The sequence below is a fragment of the bacterium genome, from assembly GCA_004299235.1.
GTDB lineage: Bacteria > Chloroflexota > Dormibacteria > Dormibacterales > Dormibacteraceae > SCQL01.
This window is the reverse complement of record SCQL01000003.1, coordinates 52,695-69,030: the sequence shown is the minus strand read 5'-3', so window position 1 is coordinate 69,030 and position 16,336 is coordinate 52,695. Positions and strand designations below refer to the sequence as shown.

Sequence of the window (16,336 nt, the reverse complement as noted above, 5' to 3'; positions counted from 1 at the left end):
CTCACCCCAACCCTCTCCCCAAAGGGGAGAGGGAGAACCGACCCCGCGCCGATGGGGGGAGGGAGAAGACGAGCAGCCTTCTCACTGACCCGCTGCGGCTCGGTCCAGTAGCCATCGTGCGCTCGCAATCATCCCGGATGGCACCTCCTGGCGTTTGGCTCGCGCGACCGCGTCCGCCTTCCCCGAGCCCGTGGCCAGGATGATCACCCGGCGCGCCGCCTGCAGCGCCGTCAGCGTCAGCGTGACCCGCTGCGGCGGCGGCTTGGGCGCGTCGTGGATCCCGACGGCCAGCCCTGGCGCCCTCAGCGCCACATGGCCCGGGAACAGCGACGCGGTGTGCCCATCCTCCCCCACTCCCAGCAGCACCACGTCCAAAGGCGCAACCGCCTCGATCACGCGGGCGTACGCCCTCGCCGCTGCGTCCGGCCCCAGCTCTCCCGGCATGCGGTACACCGTCGCAGGCGCGACGCGGTCGAGCAGCGACTCGCGCGCCATGCGGTAGTTGCTGTCCGGGTGGTCCGGGGGCACGCACCTCTCGTCGCCGAACAGGACCGCGACCCGGCCCCACGCGACCTCCAGGCGCGAGAGCAGCTCGTAGCATTGCCGCGGCGTCGTCCCGCCCGCCAGGACGAGCGTGCGCGCGCCCTCGCGCAGCGCCGCCGCGATGTCCGCCGCGGCTGCCGCCGCCACGTCCTCAGGCGTCTCGAGGACTCTGAACTCGGCCATCTATAGGGCGCGCATCAGCTCCGCCGCCGCCGACAGAGAGCGCGCCTGCACGCGGTCGTGGGCACCCGCGGACAGAAGGCCGAGCAGCAGCGCCGCGTCGTCCTCCGGCTCGACCCGCTGGACGTGGCGCAGCGTCTTGGTCCCGCCGATGTCGATCAGCGTCAGCAGCACCTGCGCTGTGTCCTGGCGCCGCCGCTCACGCACGAGGACGGTGGGGCGCGCCGGAAGGCTCTCGCCCGGCGGCTCCCCCGTGGCCGTGTGATGCAGCGCCTGGCGGTTCTCGTCCAGGACCCCCCGGTGCCGGGCCGCGTTGCGCTGCGCGATCTCGAGCCCGGCATCGTCCTCGCCGCCGGCGGGGTGGAGTGATCGGAACCCGGCCGGCCCGGCGTCCGGCGCCATGCGGCGCGGCCGGTCCGGGTCGCGCTGCACCGACAGCTGGAACGTCCTTCCCCCCGACGAACCACCGATGCGGACCGCGCTCACCTCCCCGGGCGCGAGGTGGGCCTTGGTCACCGACCTGAACGCCACCTCCAGCCGCCGCCCGGCCCCGGTGGCGAAGTGGGCCACGACCACGCCTCCGGCGCCACCAGCGGCTCGCTGCAGCTTCCAGCCGAGCGCCGACGCGAACCAGCCGATGAGCAGCGCCGCCGCCACCCGGTTGCCCCGACCCTCGCCCGCGTAATCGATCCCCAACCCGGAGAGGCCGCTCAAGAACGCCCGCCGGTCCGCCGGCCCGAAGAACTGGGCGATGCTCTCGCGCCAGGGCGTCAGCCGCGCCCACTGGAAGTCGGCGACGCCCAGGCCCCGGTGCGAGCTCGCCGCCAGCCGCGACAGGCCGAGAAACGAGTGGTACGGAGCGTCGAACCGCGACGAGTCGACGACCAGCGCGTCGCAGATCCGCAGCGCGTCCTCGAGCTCCCTGGCGCCGAACGGCGGCGTGCCGAGCCACCACAGGTAGGTGGGGATGCCGCTCAGCAGCATCGGGTCGACCAGCGCGGCCAGGTGCTCGCCCGCGGCTCCGCGAACGCGCAGCGTGACCAGCTCGAACTGCACCGCGCCCGCGGACGCGGGCTGGTGGGTGCCGGTGGTGATCGCCGCTTCGATCCTGCCCATCGGCATGTCCGGCTGATCGCGGATGACGATCGCCAGAGACGGATGGTGGATCGCGATCGCCCGGCTCGCGCGCTGAGCGCGTCGCTCGTCCGACTCGGTCGCGGTGACGCCGACCAGGGTCATCACGCAGCTCCGCGGGTGGGGCTGCTCCTCGTCGCCCAGCGCCGCCGCCGCGAACTTTTTGCGAATGCCGTTCAGCGCATTCAGAACGTCGCCGATCGTCACAGCTTCGCCCTGCCAATCGAGGCCGGGCGCCGGCCTGACGGTCGCACTCACGGCCGGTGCCACTCGCGCCCGTCCGCCTGCAGCAGCTTGGCCGCCGGCGCCGGTCCCCACGTGCCCGCGGCATACATCGACAGCGATGGGCGGTCGTCACGCCACGCGGCCTCGATGGGGTCGATGAGCTTCCAGGCCGCCTCCACCTCGTCCGCTCGGGTGAACAGCGTGGGATCGCCGATCATGCAGTCGAGCAGGAGGCGCTCGTACGCCTCCGGCGTCTCGGCCAGAAAGGAGGTCACGTACTCGAAGTCCATGGCCACGTTGCGCAGGCGCAGGCCCGCGCTCGGCACCTTGGCGCCGAATCGGAGCGAGATCCCCTCCTCCGGCTGGATGCGCAGCGTGATCGCGTTCGGATCCAGCTCCCGCATCGCCTCGCTGCCGAACGTCATGTGCGGCGGCCGCTTGAACCGGATCCATATCTCCGTGACGCGCTTGGGCAGCCGTTTGCCCGCCCGGATGTAGAACGGGACGTTCGCCCACCGCCAGTTGTCGACGAAGAGCCGCAGGGCGGTGAAGGTCTCGGTCAGCGAGTCCGGGGCGACCGCGTGCTCCTCCCGATAGCCCTCGACGTGCTCGCCGAGCACCCAGCCCTTCGTGTACTGCCCGCGCACCGTGGAGTGAGCGACGTCCCCGTCGAGGACCGGCCGGATGGCGCGCAGCACCTTCACCTTCTCGTCCCGCACCGCGCCGGCCTCGAACGCCAGCGGCGGTTCCATCGCCACCAGCGCCAGCAGCTGCAGCGCGTGGTTCTGGACGATGTCGCGCAGCGTGCCCGCCTTGTCGTAGTACCCACCGCGCATCTCGACCCCGATCTCCTCTGCCGCCGTGATCTGCACCGAGTCGATGAGGTTGGAGTTCCACACCGGCTCGAAGATCGAGTTGGCGAAGCGGAACGCGAGGATGTTCTGGACGGTCTCCTTGCCCAGGTAGTGGTCGATGCGGAAGACCGAGTCCTCGTGAAAGACGCGTTGCACGATCCGGTTGAGCTCGCGCGCCGACTTGAGGTCGGAGCCGAAAGGCTTCTCGACCACGATGCGGTGAAAGCCCGCGCCCGCCGTCATTCCCGCCGCCTTCAGCTGCTCGGTGATGGCCTCGTACGTCGGCGGCGGCGTCGCGCAGTAGAACACCCGGTTGCCCGCCACATGCCTTGAGTGGTCGAGCTCGTCGAGCCTTCGCTGCAGGGCTTTGAAGTCATCGAGCTTGCCGAAGTCCACCTTGACGTAGGAGACGCAGGCGAGGAAGGACTCGAGCACGCCGGCATCGACGGGCTGCGTGCGGGAGTGCTGTGTGATCGTCGCCGCCGCACGCTTGCGGAACGCCTCGTCGGTCAGGTCGTCGATGGCGGCGCCGACGACGGCGAAACCCGCCGGCAGCAATCGCTGCTTGGCCAGGTTGTACATCGCCGGCAGGAGCTTCTTGCCGCTGAGGTCGCCCGTGGCGCCGAAGATGACCATGAGAGAGGGCTCGGCGACGCGATAGTCGTGTAGGCCCTCCGCCAGCGGGCTGGGTGCGATCGTCATCGGCGGACGCGATTCACTTTGAGCCGGACTTGACGTTCCCGCCACTCACCCTGATTCTCTCCTCGAGGGCGAGAGGGGATGCCGTATTTCTCACCGCTCGGAGCCGGCGTCCTTGACCACGGCGTGTCCACCGAATTGCTGACGCATCATAGCCAGCATCCGGTCGCCGAAGGTGTTCTCCATCCGGCTTCGGAAGCGGGCGAAGAGCGACTGCGTGATGACCGCCGCCGGCACCGACTCCTCGATCGCCGCCTCGACCGTCCACCGCCCCTCGCCCGTGTCCTCCACATAACCCTTGATGGTGGCGAGCTCGGGATCGGCTTGGAGGCCGTTGGCGATCAGGTCCAGGAGCCACGACCGCACCACGCTGCCCGTGCGCCAGGCCTCGGCGATCGAGAGCATGTCCATGCCGGGGAACGCCTTGGACAGCTTCATGATCTCGAAGCCCTCCGAATAAGCCTCCATCAGCCCGTACTCGACGCCGTTGTGGACCATCTTGACGAAGTGGCCCGACCCCACCGGTCCCGTGCGCACCAGGCCGCCGTCGTCAGGCGCGAGGTCCTTCAACAGCGGCAGGCAGTGGTCGTAGATCCCCTGCTCCGCACCGACCATCAGGCAGTAGCCGTTCGCCAGGCCCCAGATGCCGCCGGACGTGCCGGCGTCCATGTAGTGCATGCCCTTTGCCTGCACCCGCCCGGCATCCTCGAGCGCGGTCTTCCAGTTGGTGTTGCCGCCGTCGATGACGATGTCGCCCGGATCGCCCAGCGCCACCAGCTGGGCGATGGTCTGCGACGTCGGTTCGCCCGCGGGCACCATCACCCACATGATCCGGGGCCGGGTCTTGAACTTCTGGACGAACTCCTCCAGCGAATGGGCGCCCACCGCACCCTGCGCCTCGTGCGCCTTGACGGCGTCCGCGGAGTGATCGAACGCGATCATGTGATGGCCCCGCTTGAGCAGGCGCAGCACCATGTTGCCGCCCATCCGGCCGAGGCCGACCATTCCCATTTCCATATCTATATCTCTCCCGGGATGGGAGCTTAGGCCCCCACCCTGACCCTGCCCTCGAAGGGGAAGGGAACTCTCTACTTGATCGCTGATTTGACCGCGGTCGCCAGCGCCCGCCAGCCTGCCGCCGGCTGGCGCCCGAGCGTCACGCGCAGCACGGGCAGGCGGCGCGAGCTTAGCGACTGCAGGTCGCCCAGCGACTGCGACTGCTTGAGCACGGAGAAGCTGAACGGCTGGCCTGGGATGGCCACGTCGCGCGTGTCGTCCTGGACGATCTGCAGGAACAGGCCGGTCTTCGGACCGCCTTTGTGCAGCTGGCCGGTCGAGTGCAGGAATCGCGGCCCGTATCCCGCCGTGGTCGCGATGCGCATGCGGTCACGCACCGCCGAGCGGATGGCGGCGATCGCCGACTCGGATCCCGGCGTGCGCGCCGTGTAGGCCATGATCGCGAAGTAGGCGCCCGGCTTGGCGCGCGCCAGCAGCGCTTGGAGCCCGGCGAGCGACTCGGCCGCGGGCACCGACTCCGCCGCCGGCAGCTTGCCGCTGCTCTTGAACTTCGCCAGGACCTTCTTCGTGTTGTCCTTGGACTCCTGCACGTTGGGCTGGTCGAACGGGTCGATGCCGAGAATCGAGCCCGCGATGGCGGTCGCCACCTCCCAGCGGAGGAACTCGCCACCCAGGTCGAGCTTGTCCCGCAACGTCAGCGTCACCACCGGCTGGCCCGCCTTCTCCAGCGCCTGCACGGCGCGGTTGACCGGGTCGGAATCCATCCGGATGTGGACGAACACGCGGTCGTCGCCGTAGACCGCGGGCTTGCCCAGGGGCTCGCCCTCGACGGGCACGATCCCCTTGCCCTGCTTGCCCGTGCTCTCGGCGATGAGCTGCTCGACCCAGTAGCCGAACGTCGCGACCTTCGGCGAGGCGATGAGCGTGAGCTTGTTGCGGCCGCCGGCAGCGAGCCGGCCCAGGACCGCACCCAGCCACACGCCGGGATTGATGTTGACCGGCACCGAGTCGGCGCACGAGCTCGCCATCTCCATCGCCCGCTCGAGCATCTGCGTGACATCGACGCCCATGAGCGACCCGGGCACGAGGCCGAAGTAGCTCAGCGCCGAGTAGCGGCCGCCGATGTCCGGGGGGTTGGGAAAGATCCAGCGGAACCCGTGGTCCTTGGCGAGCTTCTCGAGCGACGTGCCGGGGTCGGTGATGGCGGCGAAGTGCCGCCCGGCCATGCCCGCGCGCCCGTTGATGTTGACCTGGTCCCAGAAGTAGGCGAAGTGCGAGAGCGTCTCGGTCGTCTCGCCGGATTTCGACGCGACGACGAAGAGCGTGTCCTGGATTCTGATCTTCGATCGGACGCCCAGGATCGTCGCCGGGTCGGTGGTGTCCAGCACGTGCAGCTGGGGATGGCCCTTGACGGCGCCGAACGTGTGCCGCAGCACGTCCGGGCACAGGCTCGAGCCGCCCATGCCCAGCAGCACGACGTCGGAGTACGTGCGGCCGTGCTTCGCCAGGTCGCGGAACTCCGCTCCGTGCTCGAGCATCTTCTCGGCGACGTTCAGCCAGCCGAGGCGGTCGCGGATCTCCTCGCGCTTCTTAGGGTCGGCGCTCCAAAGCGTCGAGTCCTTGGCCCACAGACGGCGCGCCGCCTCTTCCTTCTGCAGCTTGCCGAGCTGCGCATCGACGGCCGGCTGCAGCTCGCCCAGGCTGTGCCACTGCCGCGGCCCTTTCCCCGCCCTGATGTCCTTCGAAGCCTTGGCGAGCGTCGCGAGCAGGGTCTCGAACGACTTCGTGAACGCCTCGACGCCCTCGACCTCGAGCTCGCGCGTGACCTGGTCGAGGTCCACCCCGGCGTCCGCCAGCTGCTTCAGCTGGCGCTTGGCGAGCTCCACGTTCTCGTCCAGGCTGCGCCGGACCTCGCCGTGCTCCCGGAACGCGGCCAGCGTGGCCGGGGGAATGGTGTCGACGGTGTGCGAGCCGATCAGCTCCTCGACGTAGTAGGTGTCGGGGTAGCGCGGGTCCTTGGTCGAAGTGCTGGCCCACAGGCACCGCTGCGTCTGGGCCCCGGCCTTGCGCAGCCTGTCCCAGCGCGGGCCGCTGAACAGCTGCTGGTAGCGCTCGTACGCCCTTTTCGAGTTGGCGATGGCCGCCTTGCCGTACAGCCGCTCGAGAGCGCGCTTCTGGGCCGGGTCCGTGCTCAGCTGGACCTTCTCCGCCAGGAGCTTGTCGACCTTGGTGTCGACGCGGCTGACGAAGAAGCTCGCGACGCTGGCGACCTTGCGCAGGTCCCCGCCCCGCTCGTGCCATTTCTCCAGGCCCGACAGGTACGCCTCGACGACCTCGGCGTAGCGCTCGACGGCGAAGATCAGCGTGATGTTGATGTTGTGGCCCTTGGAGACCTGGTCGTAGATGGCCAGCAGCCCCTCTTTGGTGGCGGGGATCTTGACCATCACGTTCGGCCGGCGGCAGCGCTCGCGGAGGTCCTCGGCGAACGCGATCGTCCGCCTGGTGCTCGCGGCGACGGTCGGCGACACCTCGATGCTGACGAATCCATCCTGGCCCTTGGTCCTGTCGTAGACCGGCCGGAACACGTCGGCCGCGGCCTGGATGTCCTCGACCATCAACTCCCAGAGCATCTCGGCCGGTGTTCGTTTGGCGTTCACCAGCCGGACCATCGCCTCGTCGTAGTCGCTCGAGCCGCTGACCGCCTTCTCGAAGATGGTCGGGTTGGACGTGACGCCGGTCAGGCCCTCGTCGCGCAGCCGGGCCAGCTCGCCGGAGGTGATGAGCTGACGGCGGATGTTGTCGAGCCATAGGGACTGGCCGATCTGCTTAAGCTCCTTGAGCGGAGCCGGTCGGCGTGTGCTTTTGGTCGCCATCGCTCTACTTCGCCTGCAGCAGCTTGGTCGCCGCCGCCACGATGTGCCGGCTCGAGATGCCGGCCGCGTTGATCAGCTCATCGGGCTTGCCCGAGGTCGGGAGCCCCCTCACCGCCAGGTGCGCGACGCGCGGCGGGGCGTCGGCCGCCATCGCCTCCATCACCGCCGCCCCCAGCCCGCCCTCCGGGTAGTGGTCCTCGACGATCACGAACCTGCCCTTGGTCACGCGCGCCGCCTCGCGCAGCGTCTTGAGGTCGACCGGCTTCACCGAGTACAGGTCGATGACGCGGGCCGGGATCTTCTTCGCCGCCAGAGCCTCGGCGGCGGCGAGGCAGGCGTGCAGGGTGACGCCGGCGCCGATGAGCGCGACCTTGTCCTTGGCGCTCTGGCGCAGCACCTTCGCACCCCCCACGCGGAAGCTGTCGGCCGGTCCGTACAGGGTCGGATAGGCGCCGCGGGTCGTGCGCATGTACACGACGCCCGGCGTGTCCGCCATCAGCCGCGTGAGCTTCGCCGCCTGGTTGGGATCGCACGGGTAGAGCACCGTCGAGCCGTGGACCGCGCGCATCGCGGCCAGGTCTTCGAGCGCCATCTGCGACGGCCCGTCCTGTCCGATCTCGACCCCGGCGTGCGAGCCGACCAGCCGGAGGTTGGCCTGCGAGATGCCCGCCATGCGGATGAAGTCGTAGGCGCGGCTGAAAAACGCGGCGAAGGTGGAGGCGAACGGACGGTAGCCCCGCACGCTCATGCCCACCGCCGTGGCGACGAGCTGCTGCTCCGAGATCCACATCTCGAAGAACCGTTCCGGGTGGGCCTTGCCAAACTCGTCCGCGTGCGTCGAGTTGGACACCTCGGCGTCCATCGCGACGACGTCCGGAATGGCGGCCAGCGCCAGCAGCGCGTCTCCGTATGCCTTGCGCGTGGCGACCTTGGCCTCCTTCCCGTAGACGGGCAGGGTGACGGGCGGGGGATCGGCGTTCTTGGAGGCGCGCGCTGTCCGCTCCGGCCGGCTGGTCTTGACCTTGAGGTGCCGCAGGCCGCCGAGTGCCTTGATCGCCCGCTCCGCCATCTCGGGCGGCAGGGCCTTGCCGTGCCATCCGTCCTTGTTCTCGATCTCCGGGAAGCCCTTGCCCTTGACCGTCTTGGCGATGATCACGGTCGGTTTACCGGTGGCCGAGAGCACCTGGCCGAAGGCGCGGTCGATGGCGGTCACGTCGTGGCCGTCGATCACGATCGGGAAGCAGCCGAACGCCTCCACCCGGCGCCGGTAGGCGTCGAGGTTCCAGCCGAACTCGGTCTCGCCGCGCTGGCCGAGCCGGTTGATGTCGAAGATCGCGGTCAGGTTGGACAGCTGGTAGTGGCCGGCCTTGTCCAGCGCCTCCCAGATCGAGCCCTCGGCGAGCTCCGAGTCCCCGCACAGGGTCCAGACGTGGAACGGGAGCTTGTCGAGGTACATGCCGGCCAGCGCGACCCCGACCGCGATCGGCAGTCCCTGGCCGAGGGAGCCCGTCGCCACGTCCACCCACGGGATGGCCGGCGTCGGGTGGCCCTGCAGGCGAGAGCCGAACTCTCGATACGTCATCAGCTCGGCGTCGCTGACGGCGCCGACAGCCTTGAACATCGCGTAGCAGAGCGGCGAGGCGTGGCCCTTGGAGTAGATGAGGTGGTCGTTGTTGGGGTCCTTCGGCTTGGACCAGTCGTACTGCAGGTAGCGGGCGATCAGGACGGCGATCAGGTCCGCCGCCGACATGGAGGACGTCGGATGCCCCGATCCCGCCGCCGTGCTGCATCGGATGGAGTCGACCCGCAGCTGCTGACCCAACTGGCGAGCGAACTCGAGATCGGTGGTCGTTAAGGATTCGGTTACCGTCATCTCACTCCCTACCACTGCAGAGTGGCGACTGCCCACGGCGCGGCCGCGGGACCTGGCTGTGTGTTAGACCCAAGTCTACCGAGCCGTCGAATACGACCCTCCCGGCATCCACCACTCCAGCCCTAGGCTGTCAGATCCCCGTGCAGGCGGCTGAAGGACTGAGAAGGGGGTGTGCGCGTGGCGTTCGGAGGCCTCAAGCGATGTCGGTGGCGCCCCCTCTCCCCGCCGGGGAGAGGGCAAGGGTGAGGGGCGCGGGCTTGCTACCGCTGCGCGGCGAAAGATTTGTTGGTGATTTACCGGCCACCCTAGGCGCGACCGGTCGCCGCGGCGAGCTGTTCCACCTCCGTGACCATCCCGTCCAGGATCTTTAGGCCCGCGTCCCAGACGCCCGGGTCGGTGATGTCCATGCCGAGACGGCGGACCAGCTCGTTCGGCCGCGTCGACCCGCCGGCGGCCAGGAAGTCCAGGTAATCCTCGACGAAGGCGGGGCCGCGCTCCAGGAAGCGGTGGTACACCGACAGAGCGAGCAGGTTGCCGAACGCGTAGGCGTACACGTACCCCGGCGTGTGGACGAAGTGCCCGACGTAGCTCCACCAATCCTTGTGCTCGCCGGTCAGGATCAGGGCATCGCCGAACATCGGCTGGACCTTGGCCTGGTAGAGCTCGCCCAGCTGATCCACCGCGAGCTCGCCCTCGACGCGCCGCGCCGTGTGACACGCCTCCTCGTAGCGGTTGAAGGCCACCTGCCGGAAGACGGTCGAGAAGGCGTCCTCGCACTGGTTGCACAGCATCGCCAGGCGGATTTGGGGGTCCTTCTCCTCGGCCATGATGCGGTCGAAGGTCAGCGCCTCTCCAAAGACCGACGCCGTCTCGGCCAGCGTCAGCGGCGGGTGGAAATCGAAGATGTGCTGCTTCGACGCGAGGCGGTCGTGCAGGCCGTGGCCCAGCTCGTGCGCCAGCGTGAGCGCGTCCCGCAGCTTGCCGGTGAAGTTCAGCATGACGTACGGGTGGTGGTGCGGCGTCACCGGCATGCAGTACGCCCCGCCCGACTTGCCGGGCAGCACGGCGGCGTCGACCCAGTGGCGCGTGAAGAAGTCCTCGACCAGCGCGCCCGCGCGGGTGGAGAAGCGCCGGTACGCGCCGAGCACCAGCTCCTTCGCCTCCTCCCACGAGAGGTCGCGGGTCACCTCCTGGATCGGCGCGTATCGGTCCCACTCGTGGAGCGCGTCCACGCCGAGAAGGTGCTTTTTAACCCGGTAGTAGCGCACGCAGACGTCGTAGCGGCCGGTGACGGCCTCCACCAGCGCCGACACCGCCTCGTCGGAGGTCTCGTTGGCCAGGTTCCTCGACGAGATCCAGGTCGGGAAATGACGGAGGCGGTCGTCGATCGCCTTCTCCTGCAGGATGACGTTGAAGACGTAAGCGCGGGTCCGGATGTCGCGGCCCAGCGCGGTCGTGATCGCCCCGCTGGCGCGCCGGCGCACCTCGCGATCGGGCTCGCGCAGCAGGGTCAGCGCCTCCTCCAGGACCAGCTGCCGGCCGTCGAAATCGACGCGGATGCCGGCGCACAGCTCTTCGAACAGCCGCGTCCAGGCGGAGTTGCCGACCGGGCTGTAGTCGGTGAGGACGCGCTCTTCGGGCTCGGACAGCTGGTGCGGCCGGAACTTGCGCGCCTCCTCCACGGTGTGGCGGTAGGGCGCCGACCCGGGGTCCGCGTACAGCTTGGCTGCGTGCTCGTCGGAGACCTGCGCCAGTTCGAGGGGGAAGAACACGCCGTGCCGGCCGCGCTCCGCGTTCGCCTCGCGCACCCGAGCCAGCAGCCGCCCTGCAGCCGGGTCCTGCGTGTTCTGGCTGTGGAGCAGGTACGCGTACACCTCGGGCGTGGCCGCCGCCTCCTCATCCTCCGCGAGCTCGCGCATCATGGCGGCGAACTCCCGCGGCTCCAGCGTGGCGACCTTGCCCCTGTACTTCGCCTCAAACGCCTTCGCGCGCTCGAGCGCATGCGTCAGCCGCGCCTCGATCGCCGGGTCGGCCGGCGACGCGAAGAGGTCGTTGAGGTCCCAGCGGACCGCCTCGGCGCCTGTGGGAACTGCTCGGAACACGGGCCGTCAGGATAAGCGGTCCGCCAGCTCTCGCACTCGTCTCGGCTCCGGCCACCTACCCGCCACGGGCGAATCTAAGAGTGCGTGCCGGTTTTAAGCCTGTCCGACCATGCGGGCGATGACCTCGCCCAGGTTCGGCCCGCCCTTGCCGAAAGGCACCGAATGGACGCGGTGGGCGAACACCATCTCCGCCACCTCGCCGACGTGGCCGACGCCGACCTCGCTCGCGCTGTCATAGGCCGCCTTCGCCTGCGCGGCGCGCGCGCACACCAGGTCGGAGCGGTGACCGTCGACCTCCAAGGCGATCGAGATCTGAGCGATGAGCCGCAGCATCTCGCGCGGCAGCTCGACCTCGGGAAAGGTCGCGATCGCCTCGGCGATCTGTGAGCGCACGCTCTGCTCCGACTCGGCGTGCTGCTCGTAGAAGAGGTTGGGGTCGTCTTCCCACACGGCTCTTTTCTCGACGATCGCGACCCGCTGGTCGAGGTCGCGGATGCCCTCCACGTCGACGCACAGGCCGAAGCGGTCGAGCAGCTGCGGCCGCAGCTCGCCCTCCTCGGGGTTCATGGTCCCGACCAGGATGAAGCGCGATGGATGCGAGACCGACACGCCCTCGCGCTCCACGGTGTTGATGCCCATGGCGGCCGCGTCCAGCAGCACATCGACGATGTGGTCGTCGAGCAGGTTGACCTCGTCCACGTAGAGGATGTTCCGGTTCGCCTCCGCGAGCACTCCGGGCTCGAAGCGTCGCGAGCCTTCCTTCAACGCCGCCTCGAGGTCGATGGTGCCGACGACGCGGTCTTCCGAGGCGTTGATCGGCAGCTCGACGACGCGCATGCGCCGCGTGGTCACCGGCAGCTCACCCGATCGCGCCCGCTCGCGGCAGTCGAGGCACCAGTCCTCGGGGTCGTCGGGGTGGCAGCCGAAGTGGCAGCCTTCGACGACCTGCTGCTCCGGCAGCAGCTTGGCGAGCGCGCGGACCGCGGTCGACTTGCCGGTGCCCTTCTCGCCGCGGATCAGGACGCCGCCGATGGACGGGTTGATCGCGTTGAGCACCAATGCCAGCTTCATCTCGTCCTGGCCGACGATCGCGGTGAACGGATAGGAGTATCGGTCTATGGCCATAGGCTTGGAATGTTACCGGCCGCCCCTGCCGAGCTCGCGCTCCACCGCCGAGGCGATCTCGTCGCGCGAGAGGTCGTACAGGCCGTAGTAGCGCGCGCCCATCCTCTCGGCCAGGTCCGCGCAGGCGTTGATCGCGTAGGTCTGATACATCGGCGCCACCCTCGCGAGGTGCTGCACCGACGGCAGGTGGCTGTAGTCGCGAGCGGAGTCGATGACCAGCGAATCGATCTGCTCGGCCTCGATCATCGCCGCCACCTTCTGGGCTTCGATCAGCGGCTCTTCCTTGAACATCGAGATGTTGCCGCGACCGTCGCTGATGAGGACCAGGAGCGGGCGGATCGAAGGGTCGCGGAGCAGCTCGGTCTTGACCACCTTGTAGCCGGCCATCAGGCCGTGCGTCAGCGGCGTCGTGCCGCCGACCGAAAGCCTCTCGAGGCGGCGGCGCGCGAGCGACACGCTGGAGGTCGGGCGCAGCACCACCTCGGCGGTCCGGTTCTTGAAGATCACGACCGCGACGCGATCGCGCCGCACATACGCGTCCTGCAGGAGCGACAGGATGGCGCCCTTGGTCGCGGCCATGCGCTGCTCCGCGTCCATCGACGCCGACGCGTCGACCACGAACACGATCAGGTTGCCCACCTTGCGCTCGCGGACCTTCTGCCGCAGGTCTTCGCGCTCGAGCTTGAGGCGTTCGCCCTCCCTGCGCCCCCGGTCCTTCTGCATCGGCGCCGCCGCACGCACCGTGGCGTCGATGGCGAGGTCGTTGACCTTGGCCTTCGGCTCCGCTCGCACGTAGCGGCCGCGGCGATCCGGAGTCTGGCTCGCCGCGCGCTTGCCGCCCTGCTTGCGCACGCGTCTCTGCCGCGGCAGGTCGATGCGCCGCAGGTTGAAGGTCTCCACGGCGTCGGTCGCGGACTCGTGACCGCTGGAGCCCCCGGTCGTCGTGCCCTGGTCGCTGCCGGCGGACTGCTCGCCGCTGTCGGACGCGCTGGCGCTCGACTCGGCCGAGGCTTCCGCCGCCGACTCGCTGTCCGACGCCTGCGGGTCGCCCGCTTCCGGCTCGGCCGGCTTCGAACCCTCCTGCTCCTCCCCATGCTCGGCCGAGGTGGTCTCGTCCTGGTCTCGCTTCAACGGCTGCCGGGCGCGGTGCGCCAGCGCCAGGGCCGCGGCGTCGTAGATGTCGTCGCGGCCGGGCGCGGCGTGACGCCGGTATGCCGCCAGGGCTCGCGCCGCGTGGTCGATGACGACGTCGGCCCGGTGTCCCAGGACCTCGGCCTCGACGCAGAGCGAAGAGATCAGGCGCGCGTGACCCGGTGTGGCGCGCACGTTTTTCACCGCCGCGATCGCCTCTCCCAGCGCGCGCGCCAGGTTGTTGTCGGCGGCCGCGAATTCGTTCGCGAACTCGTGCTCGCCCCGCTTGAACGCCGCGTCGCGCTCGGCGATCAGGACGCGCTGGTCGGGATCGCGGATGCCCTCGACGTCGACGCACAGGCCGAAGCGGTCGAGCAGCTGCGGGCGCAGCTCCCCCTCCTCGGGGTTCATCGTCCCGACCAGGATGAACCGCGCTGGATGGGCGAACGACACGCCCTCGCGCTCGACCACGTTGACGCCCATGGCCGCGGCGTCGAGGAGCACGTCGACCAGGTGGTCGTCCAGCAGGTTGACCTCGTCGACGTAGAGGATGTTGCGGTTGGCCTCCGCCAGCACGCCCGGCTCGAAGCGCCGGGCGCCCGTCCGCAGGGCCGCCTCGATGTCGATCGTGCCGACCACACGGTCCTCGGACGAGTTGATCGGCAGCTCGACCACGCGCATCCGGCGCTTGTGGTGGGGCAGGACCCCGGCCCGCCCGCGGCAGTCGGCGCAGAGGGCTTCGCGGTCGGTCGGGTCGCAGCCGAAATGACAGCCCTCGACGACGTCGTGCTCGGGGAGCAGCCGGGCCAGGGCGCGAACGGCCGTGGACTTGCCCGTGCCCTTCTCGCCGCGGATCAGAACGCCGCCGATGGTGGGCACGATGGCGTTAAGGATCAAAGCCAGCTTCATCGACTCCTGGCCGACGATCGCGGTGAACGGAAAGCTGTGGCGGTCGAGGGTGACGCTCACCCCCAAAGATTAGATGGACGCTAACCGCCGGAAGGCCGGCACCCGCCCCTCACCCAACCCTCTCCCCGGAGGGGAGAGGGCCACTCGTTGATGCAGCGTTCAGCGCGTTCCAGATCGCCTCGGTGACGTCATCGGTTTCGGACAGGACCTCGTGGTTCCAAAAGCGCAAAACCCGGTAACCCGCTCGTTGCAGGTACCGGGTGCGCATGGCATCTCGCCTCTGGTTGATGAGCTCGTTGTGCTCGCCGCCATCGACCTCGACGACCAGGCGCCCGGTGATGCTCGCGAAGTCCGCGATGTACGGGCCGATCGCGTGCTGCCGGCGGAACTTGTAACTGGCCAGTCGCCGCGCCCGCAGCCTCGACCACAAGCGCCGCTCGGCGTCGCCCATGTCCTTGCGGAGTTGTCGGGCACGTTCGATGTGGATCGGATCTCGTCGCACGCCGCGAATCATCCGGACGACCGCCCTGGTTGGATAGCGCCTTTACAGCGATCTCCCTCTCCCCCTGGGGAGAGGGTTGGGGTGAGGGGCCCTAGGCGTGCATCCCGGCGGAGGGGACCAGCGCTTTGACGAGTTCCCGCTCCTGGACCAGCTCTTCGGTCGTGACCCGGAGACGCTCCTTGGCCTCATCGTCGTGCTCCAGCCCCTGGACGACCTCCCAGTTGGTGCCGTCGGTGCGCACCGGGAAGCCGAACTGCAGGCCCTCCGGGGCCCCGTACTCTCCCTTGCTGACCACCGCCAGCGAGTGCCATTCGCCCCTGGGGGTCGGGTTGCGGATGCTGTTGATCGAGTCGATCACCGCGTTGGCGGCGGAGGCGGCCGACGACATCCCACGCGCCTCGATCACCGCGGCGCCCCGCTTCTGGACGGTGCCGATGAACTCCTTGTTGAGCCAGTCGTGGTCCTCGATCACCTCGTAGACGCCCCGGCCGGCGATCCGCGCGTTCCGGGCGTCGGGGTACTGCGTCGCCGAGTGGTTGCCCCAGATCGTCAGGTTCGACACCGCCGAGACCGGCACTCCCGCCTTCTTGGCGAGCTGGGTCCTGGCGCGGTTCTCGTCCAGGCGGGTCATCGCGAACCACCGCTCGGGCGCGATTTCGGGCGCGTTGGCGCGGGCGATGAGGCAATTGGTGTTGCAGGGGTTGCCGACGACGAGGATGCGCACGTCGCTCGCCGCCCTGGCGGCGATCGCTCTGCCCTGCGGCCCAAAGATCCCGCCGTTGATGGATAGCAGGTCGCCCCGTTCCATGCCGGCCTTGCGCGGCACCGAGCCCACGAGCAGCGCCCAGGACGTGCCGTCGAACGCCTCCTCGGCCCGGCTCGTGAGGACCATGTCGTGGAGCAGCGGGAAGGCGCAGTCGTCCAGCTCCATGGCCACGCCTTCGAGCGCCTTCAACGCCGGCTCGATCTCCAGCAGGCGGAGGACGACCGGCTGGTCCGGACCCAGCAGCTGACCCGAGGCGATGCGAAACAGCAGCGCGTATCCGATCTGGCCCGCGGCCCCGGTGACGGTGACGTGGACTGGCCTTCGCGATCCGTCGGTGGAGGTGCTCATGTGTGAGCCAAATGCTAGCCCGTCGAGGCAATTGGGGCGCCGGCGACGATCGCAA

11 protein-coding genes are annotated in these 16,336 nt (G+C 69.4%); all 11 read right to left on the bottom strand.

The genetic code is table 11. The features are described 5' to 3' along the window. Positions 1–81: 81 nt before the first annotated feature. On the bottom strand, positions 82–726 hold the full coding sequence (gene pgl / locus EPN29_01860) for a 6-phosphogluconolactonase (protein TAN34806.1): 645 nt from the start codon (positions 724–726) through the stop codon (positions 82–84). Next, positions 727–2,115 carry a hypothetical protein gene (locus tag EPN29_01855; protein TAN34805.1) on the bottom strand — a complete coding sequence of 463 codons (1,389 nt, stop codon included), beginning with the start codon at positions 2,113–2,115 and terminating at the stop codon, positions 727–729. Then, on the bottom strand, positions 2,112–3,638 hold the full coding sequence (gene zwf / locus EPN29_01850) for a glucose-6-phosphate dehydrogenase (GenBank protein TAN34804.1): 1,527 nt from the start codon (positions 3,636–3,638) through the stop codon (positions 2,112–2,114). The genes EPN29_01855 and zwf overlap by 4 nt, the downstream gene beginning before the upstream one ends. A 90-nt stretch (positions 3,639–3,728) precedes the next feature. Next, positions 3,729–4,652 carry a decarboxylating 6-phosphogluconate dehydrogenase gene (gnd, locus tag EPN29_01845; protein ID TAN34803.1) on the bottom strand — a complete coding sequence of 308 codons (924 nt, stop codon included), beginning with the start codon at positions 4,650–4,652 and terminating at the stop codon, positions 3,729–3,731. Between the two features lie 71 nt (positions 4,653–4,723). Next, entirely contained in the window at positions 4,724–7,525 is a 2,802-nt protein-coding gene (locus tag EPN29_01840) for a bifunctional transaldolase/phosoglucose isomerase (GenBank protein ID TAN34802.1), read from the bottom strand. Positions 7,526–7,529: 4 nt separating this feature from the next. After that, positions 7,530–9,398 carry a transketolase gene (locus EPN29_01835; protein TAN34801.1) on the bottom strand — a complete coding sequence of 623 codons (1,869 nt, stop codon included), beginning with the start codon at positions 9,396–9,398 and terminating at the stop codon, positions 7,530–7,532. Between the two features lie 305 nt (positions 9,399–9,703). Continuing rightward, on the bottom strand, positions 9,704–11,500 hold the full coding sequence (locus tag EPN29_01830; protein TAN34800.1) for an oligoendopeptidase F: 1,797 nt from the start codon (positions 11,498–11,500) through the stop codon (positions 9,704–9,706). A 93-nt stretch (positions 11,501–11,593) separates the two neighbouring features. Next, positions 11,594–12,625, bottom strand: coding sequence for a magnesium chelatase ATPase subunit I (locus EPN29_01825; protein TAN34799.1), 1,032 nt, complete (start codon positions 12,623–12,625; stop codon positions 11,594–11,596). Positions 12,626–12,637: 12 nt separating this feature from the next. After that, entirely contained in the window at positions 12,638–14,665 is a 2,028-nt protein-coding gene (locus EPN29_01820) for a VWA domain-containing protein (protein ID TAN34825.1), read from the bottom strand. Between the two features lie 109 nt (positions 14,666–14,774). After that, positions 14,775–15,179, bottom strand: coding sequence for an endonuclease domain-containing protein (locus EPN29_01815; GenBank protein TAN34798.1), 405 nt, complete (start codon positions 15,177–15,179; stop codon positions 14,775–14,777). Between the two features lie 79 nt (positions 15,180–15,258). Beyond that, positions 15,259–16,281, bottom strand: a complete 1,023-nt coding sequence (locus EPN29_01810; protein TAN34797.1) for a malate dehydrogenase — start codon at positions 16,279–16,281, stop codon at positions 15,259–15,261. Positions 16,282–16,336: the final 55 nt, after the last annotated feature.